Source organism: Microbacterium sp. T3-8, assembly GCF_055398145.1.
This window is the reverse complement of record NZ_AP027918.1, coordinates 397,099-412,475: the sequence shown is the minus strand read 5'-3', so window position 1 is coordinate 412,475 and position 15,377 is coordinate 397,099. Positions and strand designations below refer to the sequence as shown.

At 69.8% G+C, this 15,377-nt stretch carries 8 protein-coding genes; 2 read left to right on the top strand and 6 right to left on the bottom strand.

Annotation, left to right across the window (positions count from 1 at the left end):
- Positions 1-145 precede the first annotated feature (145 nt).
- Positions 146-4,831, top strand: coding sequence for an ElyC/SanA/YdcF family protein (locus tag ACZ5Y9_RS01945; RefSeq protein ID WP_464472116.1), 4,686 nt, complete (start codon positions 146-148; stop codon positions 4,829-4,831).
- A 100-nt stretch (positions 4,832-4,931) separates the two neighbouring features.
- On the opposite strand, the gene ACZ5Y9_RS01940 is transcribed toward ACZ5Y9_RS01945, so the two are convergent.
- A complete protein-coding gene (locus ACZ5Y9_RS01940; RefSeq protein WP_464472115.1) occupies positions 4,932-5,819 on the bottom strand; it encodes a dihydrodipicolinate synthase family protein in 888 nt (295 codons plus the stop codon).
- Positions 5,820-5,935: 116 nt separating this feature from the next.
- Here ACZ5Y9_RS01940 and ACZ5Y9_RS01935 point away from each other — a divergent pair, with 116 nt between their 5' ends.
- A complete protein-coding gene (locus ACZ5Y9_RS01935) occupies positions 5,936-7,120 on the top strand; it encodes an alcohol dehydrogenase catalytic domain-containing protein (protein WP_464472114.1) in 1,185 nt (394 codons plus the stop codon).
- Positions 7,121-7,156: 36 nt separating this feature from the next.
- Here ACZ5Y9_RS01935 and ACZ5Y9_RS01930 read toward each other — a convergent pair whose 3' ends face one another.
- From ACZ5Y9_RS01930 to ACZ5Y9_RS01910, 5 genes are all read right to left on the bottom strand, one after another.
- Positions 7,157-7,411, bottom strand: a complete 255-nt coding sequence (locus ACZ5Y9_RS01930) for a hypothetical protein (protein WP_247623972.1) — start codon at positions 7,409-7,411, stop codon at positions 7,157-7,159.
- Positions 7,408-7,644 carry a hypothetical protein gene (locus ACZ5Y9_RS01925; protein ID WP_464472113.1) on the bottom strand — a complete coding sequence of 79 codons (237 nt, stop codon included), beginning with the start codon at positions 7,642-7,644 and terminating at the stop codon, positions 7,408-7,410. The genes ACZ5Y9_RS01930 and ACZ5Y9_RS01925 overlap by 4 nt, the downstream gene beginning before the upstream one ends.
- 104 nt (positions 7,645-7,748) lie before the next feature.
- Positions 7,749-9,140 carry a sigma-70 family RNA polymerase sigma factor gene (locus ACZ5Y9_RS01920; RefSeq protein WP_464472112.1) on the bottom strand — a complete coding sequence of 464 codons (1,392 nt, stop codon included), beginning with the start codon at positions 9,138-9,140 and terminating at the stop codon, positions 7,749-7,751.
- Positions 9,141-9,246: 106 nt separating this feature from the next.
- Positions 9,247-11,259, bottom strand: coding sequence for an RCC1 domain-containing protein (locus ACZ5Y9_RS01915; protein WP_464472111.1), 2,013 nt, complete (start codon positions 11,257-11,259; stop codon positions 9,247-9,249).
- A 294-nt stretch (positions 11,260-11,553) separates the two neighbouring features.
- The gene (locus tag ACZ5Y9_RS01910; RefSeq protein WP_464472110.1) at positions 11,554-15,360 is read right to left on the bottom strand and encodes a DUF7507 domain-containing protein; all 3,807 of its coding nucleotides are present in this window, start codon (positions 15,358-15,360) and stop codon (positions 11,554-11,556) included.
- Between the last annotated feature and the right edge of the window lie 17 nt (positions 15,361-15,377).

Genomic DNA, 15,377 nt, shown 5'->3' with positions numbered 1-15,377 from the left:
GATTTCGAAGATCCTATAGGTGACCGTTCACCCGGCGGGCCCCGAAACCAGCACCCGTTCACCCGAACGATTACCCCGCCACCGCTAGTGTCCCCAGGTCGCGCGTGCCCCGACGCGCATCCCTCACCCTGGAGACGCATCCCTCATGAAGCAACCGATACGGTCGCGCTCGGCGAAGGTTCTCACCGCCGCGTTGGCCGCCACCCTCGTCGCCCTGGCGACCCCGTTGTCGGCGACCGCCGCGACCTACCCGAGCGATGGCACACGCCCCGACTCCCTCGACATCCTCGGCGGCTACGACGCCATCTGGCACTCCGACGGCCGAGGCACGATGGACGGCGAGGTGGCGAACGCCGCGGCAGCCGCCCACAATGACGAACTCACGGTGTGGATCAACAACCACGCCACCGAAGCGCAGCAGCTGAAGGCCCTGCAGGACGCGAACTACGACGCCGCGCTGCTCGTGGGCACCGGTCTCGGCTCGACCCTGCAGCCGATCTACATCAACGGCCTGCGCGGCGGGCAGTTGCCCAAGACCCGCGAGCTCATGAACAGCATGGCCGGGTACGCCGACACCGACGCCGCGAAGGTCGCGTTCAACTACCCGCGTCCGTTCCTCGCGACCGACCCGGCGACCACCGGCGTGGCCTGCGACGCGAACACCTACAACGCGTCGTCGCTCGCCGGCATCCGCACCGGCACCGCCTACACCGAGGCGAATGGAAGCCTGAGCATCGAGCAGGTTCCCGAGACGACCGACTCCTCGGGCGTCTTCACCGACCCGCGCACCGTCGGTGTCGGCTACGGCGGCTACTGCGCCAGCGCCTCGTTCCCCTCGGGCCACACCACCAACTCCTACCTCGCCGGCCTCACCCTCGCGACCCTCGTGCCCGAGCTCGCCCCCGGCATCCTCTCGCGCGTCAGCGAGATGGGCACCAACCGCATCGTGCTGGGGATGCACTACCCCCTCGACGTGATGGGCGGCCGCATCGCCGGTCAGGCGCTCGTCGCCGAGCGATGGACGGATGCCGCCTACCGCCGCGACGTCATCGACCCCGCCCGCGACGAACTCGTCGCGTACCTCGAGACGAACTGCGGCGACGACCTCGCCGCCTGCGCCGCCACCGGCACGCCGTTCCAGAACGATCCGTTCGCCGGCGCCGCGGTTCCCGGCGGCACGGCGCAGGTCGTGACCGATCGCGCCTCGGCGATCACAGCATTCCAGGAGCGCCTCACCTACGGCTTCGCGCAGACCGGCCCGACCGATCTCGCTCCCTCCGTTCCGGCGACGGCATCCGCTCTGCTGCGCAGCACCTACCCGACGCTGACCGACGCGCAGCGCACCGAGGTGCTCGCCCAGACGCAGATCGAACCGGGCTACCCGCTCGACCGCACCGGCACTCCGACCGGCTCGTGGCAGCGCATCGATCTGGCCGCGGCGATGACCGCGACCGTCGAGGTCGATGACGCGGGCGACGTCGAGGTCATCGCGACCGGCACCGCCCCGACCGTGATCGGCGCCGACGGCGCCGCCGTGCTCGTGCTGCCCGACGGCGACACGGTCGAGGTCTCGACGACGCTCGCGTTCGCGGCGTCCGGGCTCGACGCCGGTGCCGACTACCGTGTCGTGTTCGACGACGACCGCGCGACCGTGCTCGGCTCCTTCCGCGCCACGACCGGCGGCTCGGTCTCGGGCAAGGTCGTCATCCCGGCGGACGCCCGCACCGGCACCCGCACGATCGCTCTGCTGCGCGCCGATGACACCGTCGCCGCGACGGCCGGCATCACCGTGCTCGCCGAGCAGGTCTACACGATCTCATCGGAGGCCGACCTCGACCTGCTGCGCCAGCACCCGGACGGCACGTTCGAACTCACCGCCGACATCACGATGACCGCGCGCTGGACGCCGGTCCCCGTGTTCACCGGCGAACTGCGCGGCAACGGCCACGTCATCACCGGCCTCGAGATCGTCACCGCCAACAACCAGGGCTTCGTCGCGCAGAACAACGGCACGATCCGCGGACTCGGTTTCGTGAACCCTGTCTCGCGTCTCACCGTCGACGCCAGTGCGGCGGTCGTCGCCGCGAACAACTACGGCACCATCGACCAGGTGTTCGTGCGGGGCGGCGTCGTCACCGGCGGGCACCGCAGCGGCGTCATCGTGTCGAACAACTGGGGCACCGTCACGAACACCTACAGCACCGGCCGCGCGTCGGGGCAGTGGGAGACCGGCGGCATCACCGCGTGGAACGACAGCTCGGCGATCGTGCGCGACAACTACACGACCGTCACCGTCACCGCGGCGTACGCGAACGTCGGATCCATCGCGGGTGTCGGCAACGGCGGCGCGCAGATCACCGGCAACGTCGCGCTCGCGGGCGCCGTGCAGGGTACGAGCGGCAACGCCGCGCGCCTGGTCGGCGTCGGCAACCCGACGCTGCGCGACAACCTCGCCCTGAACACGATCACCGTCAACGGCTGGGCCGTGAACGGCGGGTCGGCCGACAACCTGCAGGGCGCACCGAAGACCGCCCGCGAGCTGCAGGAGGCCGCGACCTTCACCGCGCTCGGCTGGGACTTCGACACCGTCTGGCAGTGGAGCGACGAGGCCAAGCGCCCCGTGCTCCGTGCCGTCGCCGAGCCCGTCGATGTCGTGACCGCACCGGATGCCGCCGTGGCCGACGCCTTCGTGCCGCGCGCGATCAGCCAGATGCGCAACAACCTCACCGCCGATGCCGCTTTGTCGGCCGCGCGCATGGGCGACACCTCGCCCGCGCTCTCGGCCGCGTGGTCGCAGCTCATCGAGACGTGGGATGCCGCGAACACGGCGTTCCGCATCAACGAGACGGTGCCCGCGGGAATCCCGCAGCAGGGCCACGTCTTCATCATCCTCGGCTACGCGCTGAACAACGACGGCACGGCTCAGCCCGAGCTCATCCGTCGTCTCGAGCAGGCGAAAGCCGGTCTCGACGCCTACCCGAACTCCCGCATCGTCGTCACCGGCGGCGTCGTGCGCAACGGCCAGACAGAGGCCGGCGTCATGCGCGCCTGGCTGCTCGGCCAGGGGATCTCCGAAGACCGCATCATCTTCGAGAATGCGGCGACCGACACCCCGACCAATGGCATCAACACCATGGAGATGCTCGTGGCCGACCCGTCGATCACCAGCTACACGCTGGTGTCGAGCGCCTCGCACCTCCGTCGCGCGACGGTCGTGTTCGAGGCGGCGGCGCTGTCGGCGCAGCTGCGTCATGGCACGGCATCCGCTCCCGTCTCGGTCGCGAACCTCGCGTACATGGACAACCGCACGTCCGAGAACCCGCCCTCGATCTCGGAGCGCGACTCGATCACGCAGAACGTCGCGAAGGTGTGGGGCGTGAACGTGGAGACCGACGCCTACAACGGCGTGCAGCGCCAGCTCGTCGGCCGCTTCGTCAACGCGCAGCGCCTCGGCGACGCGGTCGACGCCCTGCGCGTCGTCTCGCAGATCCGGGCGTTCTCGCCCGAGTACGCCGACCGTCTCGCCGACCTGGCCGAGCGGTGGAACGGTGCGCTGACGATGACCGAGTTCGCGGATGCCGTGGCCGAGGTCCCGGCGAAGGGTCACACCTTCATCGTGCCCGGCTCGCAGCTGAACGACGACGGTTCGCTCACCGAGACGTCGCTCGCGCGTCTGCGCATCGCGGTCGAGGCGCTCACCGCGAACCCCGGATCGACGGTCACCGTGGTCGGCGGAGCCGCGCGCAACGGCATCACCGAGGCCGGTGCGCAGCGCACCTGGTTGCTCGCCAACGGCGTCGCGGCCGACCGCATCGTCGTCGTCGACACCTCGTCGAGCCTGGTGCAGGGAGCGCAGCACGCCATGCTCGCACTCAGCGCGCGCGGCGACTCGTCGTACACGGTGATCACGAGCGCGTCGGTCATGCGCCGCACGCTCGCGGTCTACAGCTCGGGAGCGACCTACGCCGCCTCGCACAACGCCGACGGACGCGTCATCGCCGAGTCGGGCCACATCGCGATCAACGACGTGTTCCAGCTGTTCTCGTTCGGAGCCCCGGCGGCCGACGACGGCACGAAGCGCACGATCGCCGAGAACATCGCCGATGTGCTGGGGGTGCGCGGCGAGTACAACACCTTCGCCGCGAACGCTCCGGCGGTGGCGGCGCTCGATGCGATCGCCCTCACGGCCCCGGCCAAGAGCGCGTACCTGGTGGGCGACGCGTTCGACGACGACGGCCTGGCGGTCATCGCCTCGTACGCCGACGGATCGACGCTCCACGTGACCCCGCTCGTGACGGTCACGGGCTTCGACGCCTCGTCGGCCGGTGTCCGCACCGTCACGGTGACGTTCACGGATCGTGGCGAGACCCGCAGCGAGACGTTCGACATCACGGTGCGCCTCGCCGATGCGACCGCTCTCGAGCAGACGATCGCCGAGGCGGCTGCCATCACGGCGGACGGGTGGACGACGGCGAGCTTCGCGGCTCTGCAGTCGGCTCTCGTCGAGGCGCGGGCCGTGGCCGGTGACCTCGGTACGGATGCCGCGACCATCGCGCGTGCAACGGAGACACTGCGCGCGGCGATCGACGGACTCGTCGAGAGCGGGAGCCCGGGGACGGATCCGGGTACCGACCCCGGGACGGGTGAGGGCACCGACCCCGGCGCGGGGGAGGGCACGACTCCGGGCACCGGTGGCGGTGCCGCCGATCCCGACGGGCTCGCCACGACCGGCGGACAGCTCGCGCTCGGCGCTCTGGCCCTCGGCATCCTGCTCGCCGCCGGAGGAACGACGCTCGTCGTCGCCCGCCGCCGCCGGGCCGCGGCCGAGTAACCCGGGTCGAGGGGCGGCCCTTCGTCTCCCTGCGCCCGCTCAGGAACCCGGCTCCTGAGCGAGGAGCGCAGTGACGAGACGAAGGGCCGCCGCACGCGGCTCAGTCGCGCAGCCCCAGCTCCTCCACCACGGCGACCACTCGCGCGCGATCCACGCCGTCGAGTCCGCGCAGGGGCCGGGGCAGCGAGGGGGCGGCGACCAGGCCGAGATGCTCGGCGATCGTCGCGGTGACACGCGCGCTTCCGTGCACGGCGAAGAGGTCCCAGAGCGGTTGCAGGCGGGCGGATTCCGTCAGCGCCACCTCTTCTCCGGCGAGCGCGGGGCGCGCGATCGCGAGCATCGACTGCGGCAGCGTGCCCCCGACCGCGGTGAACCACGTGTCGCACCCGCCGAGCAGGCCGGCCGCCGCGACCCCGTCGCCCGAGATGCCGATGCGCACGTGCTCCGGCACGACTGCGCGGATCTCCGCGACACGGGCCCGAGACGCGTCGACCCCTCCGACCGGTGGGATCTTGATCGCCGCGACCTGCGGGAGCTCCGCGATCCGCGCGTACAGGTCGAGCGAGAACGTGAACCGGGTCGTGCCGGGGTTGTCGTAGACGACGAGCGGCACCGAGAGGCCCGCGGTCACGTCGGCGTACAGCCCGAAGACGTCGTCGTCGGTGAGGGGCTGATAGCTCACCGGGGCGAGGAGCACGGCGGACGCCCCGGCATCCTGCGCGTCATCGGCGAGCGCCTGCACGTGCGAGGTGCGCGTCGCGCCCACTCCGACCACCACCGGGATCCCCCGGGAGTGTTCGACGCTGGCGACGGCCACGGCCCGACGCTCCTGCCGGTCGAGATAGGCGTACGACCCTGTCGAGCCGAGCGCGCCGATGGAATCGACCCCCGCATCGGCAAGACGGTCGATCAGTCCGCCGTAGGCGGCGAGATCGACCCGGTCGTCGGTGATCGGGGTGAGCGGAAAAGCACTGAGACCGGTGAGCACCCGACCAGCGTATTGCGCGCACCCTCGAAGCACCCTCACCGGGGCCTGTCAACCGGGTATGCCGGCGTCGTCGACCGCGACGACGGTGGGACGACACCCACGGATCGGAGCACACGATGAAGGCACTCACCTGGCAGGGCACCCGTAACGTGACGGTCGAGGAGGTGCCCGACCCCGTCATCCAGGAACCGACGGATGCCGTCATCCGCATCACGTCCTCGGCGATCTGCGGGTCCGACCTCCACCTGTACGAGCTGCTCGGACCGTTCATCGACCGCGGCGACGTGCTCGGCCACGAGCCGATGGGGGTCGTCGTCGAGGTCGGCGCGGGCGTGACGAAGCTCAAGGTCGGCGACCGGGTGGTCATCCCGTTCAACATCTCCTGCGGCGAGTGCTTCATGTGCACGCACGGGTTCCAGTCGCAGTGCGAGACCACGCAGGTGCGCGAGTACGGCAGCGGGGCGGCGCTCTTCGGCTACACCAAGCTCTACGGCCAGGTTCCGGGCGGACAGGCGGAGTACCTGCGGGTACCCCTGGCCGATTACAACCACATCCCGATCGGCGTCGACCTCCCCGACGAGCGCTACCTCTTCCTCAGCGACATCCTCCCCACCGCATGGCAGGGCGTGGAGTACGCCGAGGTGCCCGAGGGCGGCACGCTCGCGGTGATGGGGCTCGGCCCCGTCGGTCAGTTCGTCGCTCGCATCGGTCGGCACCGCGGCTACCGGGTGCTCGCCGTCGATCCCGTTCCGGAACGCCGCGCGATGGCCGAGCGTCACGGCATCGACACCTTCGATCTCACCGACACGATCGTCGAAGAGCTGCGCGACCTCACCGAGGGCCGCGGCGCGGACGGAGTGGTGGATGCCGTCGGTCTCGAGGCGCACGGCAACGCCGGAGTGGAGTTCGTGCAGAAGGCGGTGGGGCTGCTCCCCGATGCCGCCGCGCGCCAGTTGCTCGACAAGGCAGGCATCGATCGCCTCGCCGCCGTGTACGCATCGATCGACGCGGTGCGTCGCGGGGGAACGGTCTCGCTCAGCGGTGTCTACGCGGGAGACGCCGACATCATGCCCATGAAGACGCTGTTCGACAAGCAGATCAGCCTGCGTATGGGGCAGTGCAACGTCAAGCGCTGGATCGACGACATCATGCCGCTGGTGGAGGACGCCGCCGATCCGCTCGGGGTGATGGACCTGACGACCCATCACGCTCCGCTCGAGGATGCGCCCGGGCTGTACAGCATGTTCCAGAAGAAGGAGGACGGCTGCATCAAGGTCGTCCTGCACCCGTCAGCGGCCTGAGGCCGTGCCCGCCCACCCGCGAGGTCACGGGCGGCGTCACGGGCGGCGGTTGCCGACCCCCGGCTCGTCGTTATGCGCGGAGTCGTAAGAATCGGCGTCGGCGGATGCCGCAGCATCCGTGTCGTCGTCGACCCCCACTGCGCCGGCCGCGCCGGAGTCGGCACCGCCGCCACCCGCGGGTACGTCGTCCACCCCGACTCCGTCGCTTTGTCTTTGCTCCAGCAGCTCCGCGATGCGCTCCTCGGCCTCGGCTCCGGTCGGCATGTCGGCGCTCGAGTCCGACCCGCTCATGAGGTGCCGTCGGAAAGGTCGGCGGCCGAGATGTCCGACGGCGAGCTCGCGAGTCCGAGGTCGGGATCGGTGTTGACGCCGCCGCCGATCGCGTCCTGGCCGGCGATGCGCTCCTCCGCAGACACCTCGTCGTCGGATTCGGCGTGCTCCTCCGCGATCAGGTCTTCCTCCTCGGGGCGGATCGCCGATTCCTCGGCACCGAAGGAGTTGATGAGACCCTCGGGATTCGACATGTCGTGCTCCTCTCGTCGTCGGTCGTGAGGATTCCAGCGTGCCCGCGACGGGCCGGGAACGGATGCCCGTTGACAGGCATCCGTTCGGCACGTAGACGCCGCGCTCAGTCGATCGACGCGCGGACGGTCTGCGAATCGGGACCGATCTGGCCCCAGGCGCTGCCGGTGAGGGTCTGGTCGCCGATGACGGCCGAGACCTCGAGGCGGTAGTCGCCGACCTGTTCGGCCCGGTCGTCGCTGAGCACGAACAGGCCGTCCGGCTGCCCCTCGACCGTGCAGACGAGCGCGGCATCCGTCGGCCGGCATTCCCACCCGGTCGGGGCCGCGACCACCGCGAGCCCCTCGGGCAGGGTGAGAGAGACGGTCGACGACTCCTCGCGCCCGGTGAGCGAGACGGCGAGAGTCGCCGTGCCCTGCCCGGTGATGTCGGAGGTGACGACGAGTTCGGAGACGATCGGCGCCGGGGCGGCGATCTGCTCGATCACGGGCGGCACAGCGACCACGCCCAGGATGCCGAGACCCGTGACGATCGCGAGCACCGGCCAGATGTTGCCCAGTACCTGCCAGACGGATGCCGCGGCCCCACCCCTCACGCTCGGCGCGCTCGATCCGACCGACGGTGATCCGGCTGACGGCGACTCGGCCGATGGTTCCGCGTCGCTCGTGGGCTCCTCGGATGCCTCGGCGCTGGTGGGGCCGAGCACGATGTTGCCGATCAGCAGCACGGTGGCGACGCCGAGCAGCGTGGCCGTGGTGCCGAATCGACCCCACGCGGCGCGGCAACGGGGGCAGTCGCGGATGTGCTCCATGCCGGTCGAGTCCGCGGCGTCGTCGACGTCTTCGGTGACCACCGGGGGGAGTCTCGTGGCCGCGTGACGACACTCGGCGGGCGGATCGTCCTCTTCGAGGATCACCCGGAGCATGGCGCGGCGCAGTCCCTTGCGGGCGCGCAGACTGAGGGCGTAGATCGACGACGCCGGCCGCCCGAGCTCATCCTCCAGCTCGGCGGGTTTGCGTCCGTCGATGATCGTGGCGCGCAGCACCTGCTGCTGATCGTCGGGAAGCAGCAGCAGCGCTGTGCGCACGCGACGGTACTCGGTGTCGAGCTCGATGTGCCGCGTGTCCTGCATCACCGTCGGCAGGTTGTCTTCGGTATCGACGAGCGGCAGCACGCGAGAGCGCGGCGAGCGGAACTCGTCGATCATGCGGTTGCGCATGGAGCGGATCACGTACGCCCCCGCCTTCTCCTTCGGTCCGGTGCCGCTCTTCCAGAGCGAGAGCAGGCCGACGAGGGCATCGGCGAGCAGGTCGTCGGGGTCGATACCGCTGGTGGCGAGTCGGCGCGCGGTGGTGAGAAGCATCCGCTGGTTGCGGAGCAGGAACATGCCGGCGGCCGCGCGATCGCCCGCGTTGGCGGCCGCGCTGAGCCGGTCGTCCTCCGCGTATTCGCGCAGGATCGCCGGATCGATCGTGCGCTGCCGTGCCCGTACTGCCATCTGACGACCTCCCCGATCATCATTGTCCTGCACTCCCGCCCGCCCGGGACCAACGCGAATCGGCGGCACCGGTCATCCGGTGCCGCCGATTCGACGCGTGCGGTCGTCAGACCAACCGCCTCCCGCGCAGGAGCATTCCGGCCGCACCGACGAGGAGCAGTCCCCCGCCGATCGCGATCGGAGCCCAGGGCGCTCCGCCACCGGTGAGCGCGAGGGTCGCGTCCGCCGAGGCGCTGCCGTTCGAGCTCGCACCCGCGCCGGGCGCGCTGCTGCCGCCGCCCGCCGGGTTCTCGGTACCGGGCTCATCGGTGCCGGGATTCTCGGTGCCGGGATCGTCCGTTCCGGGGTTCTCCGTTCCGGGGTTCTCGGTTCCCGGGTCGCCTGTTCCCGGGTCGCCGGTCGAGGCGCGCAGGCTGATGGTCGCCTGCTCGGTGATCGCCTGGCCCAGGCAGTTGGTGAACACGGCGCGGTAGTACGTCGTGTCGGTGGGGTTCACCGTGATCGAGGTCGAGGCCTGCCCCACGATGTCCTCCCACGGGCCTCCCGCCGTGAGCGCCTGCTGCCACTGCACAGTCGGTGCGTCGTCGCCGTCGGCCGCGGCCGTCAGCGTCGCCGACTGACCGGCCACCACGACCGAGGGCGTGGGGCTCTCGGTGATCGTCGGGGCGGAGCCGAAGACATAGCCGTCATCGAAGACCACGGATGCCGCGACGCCGAACTGCGTGTACGAGACGGCCACGTCGGACGGTCCGCAGTACGCGGGTGTCGTGACGCTCCAGGCGCCGTCGCTCTGCACGAGGTCGGTGCCGGGGATGCCGTCGAAGGTCACGCCGGTGACGGTGACCTGCGTGCGCACGAGCCCCGGGGCGCGGCGGTTCTGGCTGGTTCCGTCGCCGAGCATGCCGATGCTGTTGACGCCCCAGGAGTACGTCTTGCCCTCGGAGCCGGTGGCGAGCGCGTGCTGCGAGCCGGCGTCGATCGAGGTGAACGTCACTCCTGCGGGCAGCTGCGCGAGACCCGGAACGTAACGGCCGGTCGTGGTGCCGGTGCCGAGCGTGCCGTTGTCGTTGGCGCCCCACGAATAGAGCTGACCGCTGCTGTCGAGAGCCAGGGAGTACGACGAACCCGCGCTGATCTGCGCGATCGTCACCCCCGCGGGGATCGCGCTGATCGCGGGGGTGAGCACGGGGTCGCCCGAGGTGTCGCCGGTGCCGATCGGTCCGCCGAGGTTCGATCCCCAGGCGTAGACCTCGCCGGTGGAGGCGAGTGCCAGCGCGTGGCTGTTGCCCGCCGAGATCTGCGTAAAGGTCACGCCAGCGGGTGTCTGCACGAGAGCAGGGGTCGCCCGGTCGTTCTGCGTGCCGTCGCCGAGTGTGCCGGAGTAGTTCTGGCCCCAGGCGTAGATCGATCCGTCACTCGCGAGGGCCAGCGAGTACGTGCTCCCCGCGTCGACGGTGGTGAAGGTCACGCCCGCCGGGGTGGGAAGCTGCACCGGAGCGGTCCGCTGGGTGGTGGTGCCGTCGCCGATGCGCCCCTGCCCGTTGTAGCCCCAGCCGTAGAGAAGGCCGTCGGAACCGACGGCGAGCGAGTGGTACGAGCCCGCATCGACATCGGTGAAGGTGATGCCCGCGGGCATCTGCACCGCGACCGGCGCGGTGCGGCTCTGCGTGTCGCCGTCACCGAGCTGGCCGTAGGGACCCTGTCCCCATGAGTAGGCCTGACCGGTGGGGTCGAGGGCGATCGCGAAGCCCTCACCGCCCGCGACCTCGGTGAAGGTCACGCCGGCGGGCGCCGCCACCCGAACCGGGGTAAGGCGGTTCGTGGTGGTGCCGTCGCCGAGCTGTCCCAGCGAGTTGAGGCCCCAGGCGTAGGCGTTGCCGTCGTCGCCGAGCGCGTACGACGGTCCGAGGTCGGCCGAGACGTCCGTGAACCGCACACCGATCACGGTGTCGCTCACGGTCGCGCCCCCGATCGTCGGGCCGGCGTCGGGCGTCGGTGCGGCCGAGGCCGCCAGCGGTGACAGAGCCACCGCCGCTGCGGCGCCGAGGACCGTGGCGATCCCCAGTCCGCGAGTCTTTCGTCTGCGCGTCGAGCGCGCGTCTTTCGTGTACTCCCCCATCGGTTTCCTCATCTCCGGGCGCACGACGGCGCCCCTCCCCTCGGTCGGCAGGGTGGCCGACCAGGTCGGCCCGGGTAGCCGACGCATAAGTGACAACGGATGAACGCAGAGAATCTGACGCACCGTCGTCTCGGAGGCTACTGGGGTTCCGGAGATATATGCAACTGAATACTTCTTTACCGCTGAACGGGTATTCAGCGGAACTCATGTGCAAGCCATTCCGTCCACGACGGAGCGCCCGGGCATCCGCTCTCTCAAGGGATGCCCGGGCGCTCTCAGGGCGTCAGCCGCCGGCTACTCGGCCGTGCGGCGTCGGCGGATCACGAAGAACGCACCCGCGGCGATCAGACCCAGTGCGAACACCAGGAATCCGACCGCGAGCCCGCCACCGGTGATGGCGAGGCCCTGAACGATCACCGTCGCCGACGCGTCGTCGGAGTCGGTCACCGCGCCGCCGAGCGGATCGGCACCGGCCGCGGTGACGACGTTCTCGATGTTCTGCGTCGTGCGCTCCAGCTCGAGCACCACAACAGCCGCCTCACCCGGCAGCAGATCACCGACGGTGATCGACTGGTCGAGCTTCGGGTCGTTGAGAACCACGTCGGTCAGGGGCGAGTTTCCCGTGTTGGTGACCGTGAGCTGCCAGTACGTCGCAGCCCCCGACGCGACCTCGACGGTCTCGGTCCAGGGCCCGTTCTCGGCAGCCGAAACGAGCTTGTCGACCGCGAGACCGGACTCGACGCCGAAGTACCACGAGTCATCGGCGGCGACGAGCGTTCCCTCGCCGGCGGGATCGGATGCCTCGGCCGTCACCGTGTTGCGGTATTGGCCGACGATCGCGGTTCCCGAGGCCGTGAGCGTGACGCTCTCGCCCGGCTCGAGGCGATCGATGACGTCTTCGAACACGAGCGTGCCCTCGGAGTCGACGTCGGTGACGAGCACGTCGATCAGCGGAAGCTGCCCGGTGTTCGTGACCGTGTACGCCCACTCGACGTCACTGCCCGGCGTGAGCCAGAGACCCGGAGCCGAGGTGACCTCTTCGCCGTTCGTCGTCTTGACGATCGACAGGCCCGACTCGCCCGCCAGGTACCAGGAGTCGTCGATCTGCGGCGCGGGCTGCTGCGGCAGAGCCGCACCCTCGTCGTCGACCGCGGTCGCGGTGGCCGTGGCGGTGTTCTGGTACTGACCGGAGACCGCGGTCCCCGTCGCTTCGAAGGTGCGCGTCTCACCCGGCAGGAGCGGACCGTCGGCCTCGCTCGTCGGGGTCAACGTACCCGTCGTTCCGGAGCCATCGGTGAAGGCATCCGACACCGCGATGTCGTCGAGAGGCGCGTCGCCCGTGTTCGTGACCTCGTAGGTCCACGTCACGGTCGACCCGGCCGCCACGAGGGCACCCGGTGCGGCGTCGTACTCGACCCCGTTCGTCTTCTTCACGAGCGAGAAGTTCGGCGTCGCGAGAACGGTCACAGCCGCCTCGTTCGAGCCGAACTGCACGGGGTTCCCGTTGTACGTGCCGGTGGCCGACAGAGTGTTCGTGTCACGCTGGCCGTAAGACAGATCACCGAGGTTCTCCGTCGGCACCGTCAGCGTGAACGTCGCACCGTTGGAGAGGGTTCCGGCGACCACGCGGAAGGCCGTCGCCCCCACGGGGTTCGCGGTCCATGTTCCCGTCGTCGCGCTGGTCGCATCGGTCGAGTACTCGATGACCGCACCCGCGGGAGCACCGGTGACGGCACTCGTGAGGCGCGTGTCGAAGTCGTCACCGTCGGCGACGCTCGGCAGTTTGTCGAAGAGAACGACGTCCGTCACGGGGTTCGGCAGGATGTTGTTGACGAAGATCTGCCAGAACGACGCCGTGCTCACCTCCGAGTCGAGAGCCCACGGACCCGCCGCGGCGGCACTCGAGAGCTTGGAGATCAGCAAACCACCCGCCGCATTGACCGAGGTGTTCGCCGAGGCGATCGCGATGATCGTCCGATGAGGATCGAAGTCATGCACGTCAGCGAAGAACAGGTGACCGAGCATCGGCACTGTGGCGACCCCCGTTCCCCCTTCCGCCGTCGAGATGAAGCGCGGGTCCGCCGAGTGCACGTTCGACGATGCCGTGACGATGATGTCGGTCGGGTCGTAGGCCTGAGCGAGGGCCGTGACGGGGATCTGGTACTGCCACCCCCCGGTACCGACTTCGCCGTTCTTCGCGGCGCCCGGGGCGCGCATCGGCGCGATCGTATCGAAGGTGAACGAGATGACCTGCTGCTCGCAGCCGTCTTCGTCGATGATTCGCTTCGACGTGTCGACAGTGACGCCCGCACCCACGGTGGGAGCTGCGGGCACGCCGACGTCGACCGCCCGGATCGGGAGGGGGGTGATGCCGACCGAGGGGTCGTAGACCACACCGCACGGCAGCAGCACGTTCATGACGGAGTCCTCGTAGGTCTCGGACGGATTCTCGTTCACGATTCCCGCCGTGAACACCCCAGACCCGCCTACCGAGAGCGAGCTGGGCGCCTCGATGTGGGTGGTGAGGTGCACCGAGTCGACAGGGGTGAAGTTCGTGCTCGCGGTACTGCTCATTCCGCCCGCCGCCACCTCGAGCGTGTTCGTGAGCACGCCCGGGCTGACGCCTGCGGCAGCCGGAGCCTCGAAGATACCGTCGGCGATGTCGCGGAAGACCGGCTGCGAGCCGATACGCACGCGCACCTCGGAGCCGACCGGAACCGTCTCTGCCCCGGGGGCCAGGGTAACCCGCCATCCGGTGAGCACCTCGCCGACAGGAAGCAGGAGTTGATCCGTGCCGCCGACGTTCGTCGAACCGACGTTGGCGACCGAGAGAACCTTGGTGTTCGCGGTCGTCGGCGCGGTGTTGAACGAGGTGTAGTCGTTCCACGACGACGACCAGTTGGTCTGGTACTCGATCTTGTAGGGCAAGTTGCGCGCAACAAGACTCGGGTCGAACTCGATCAGGAGCTGCATGACGTCGTTGTGGTGATACCACGCGTTCGAACCCGCGCCCACCGCTCCGCTGTCGGTGAGCACCAGCTCGGGGGCATCCGCCGTGCCATCCGGGCCGTTGTAGGCGCCGGTGGTCTGTGTGTAATGGGTGCGCAGGCCGGCGCTGCTCGTCGGCGGAGCCGACTTCGTCGCGTTGACGCCGGGGGCTTCACCCTCGGCGAAAGCGGGACCCTGAGCGGTCGCGGGCGACTGGTCTCGCCAGACACCGTTCGCGTCCTCGGTGCGCAGGGTCACCGTGTTGGCCGGAGGCTGCGTACCGACCTGCCACGCAGGCACCGACGCCGGGTACTTCACCGTGATCGACCCCGCGCCGAACGTCGCGCCATCGGCGCCGTAGAGCGCAGAGCTACGGAAGACCGCGGTCGGGAACGCGCTGGTGTCCCACCCCGATCCGGTGGTTCCCACGAGAACGGTTCCGGCGGGGAACACGTCCGTGAACTCCTGGGCGTGGGAGGTGAAGGGGGTCCCGGCATAGCCGGCACCGAACGTGTACGTGACGGTGCGGTTGTCGCTCCCGCTCACCGTCGACGCCGACTTGGTGGCGTAGTAGTCGTTACCCGAGACCACCTCGGTGCTGACGGGAGCCGACGACACCGGTCCGCTCGGTCCACCGGTGGCGGTCATGGAGGTGTCGAGAGTGATGCCAGAGTACTTCTCGGCATTGTCGACCTGGCGCACCGTGTAGACGACGCTCACGAGCTGCTCCGTCGAAGGGCGAAGGGTGAGGACGAGTTCGCGGGTCGCCGGGTCATAGGTGTAGGACGAAACCGGCTGACCGTCACCGAACGGAACCGACTCGAAGGCCGTCCCCTCGGGAAGGATCGTGCGGAGCGTCGCCTCACCTGACGGGTTGGACGCGCTTACACCGCTGTAGTTGATCGACGCGGTGTAGTTGTAGTTCTCCTTGAACGGGACCGTCGGCTCCGTAGTCAGCGCGATGGTGAAGTCGCCATCGGCGGCCTGGGCGGCAGCCGGAACGCTCAGCAGACCGGTGACCGCCAGGATGAACGACAGCATCCCCGCCAGCAACGCCCGCCGAGCGCCTCCTCGTGCGACCACGCCCCCGCGCGGTCCTCTCTCGTTACTCATTCCGATTCCTCCCCATC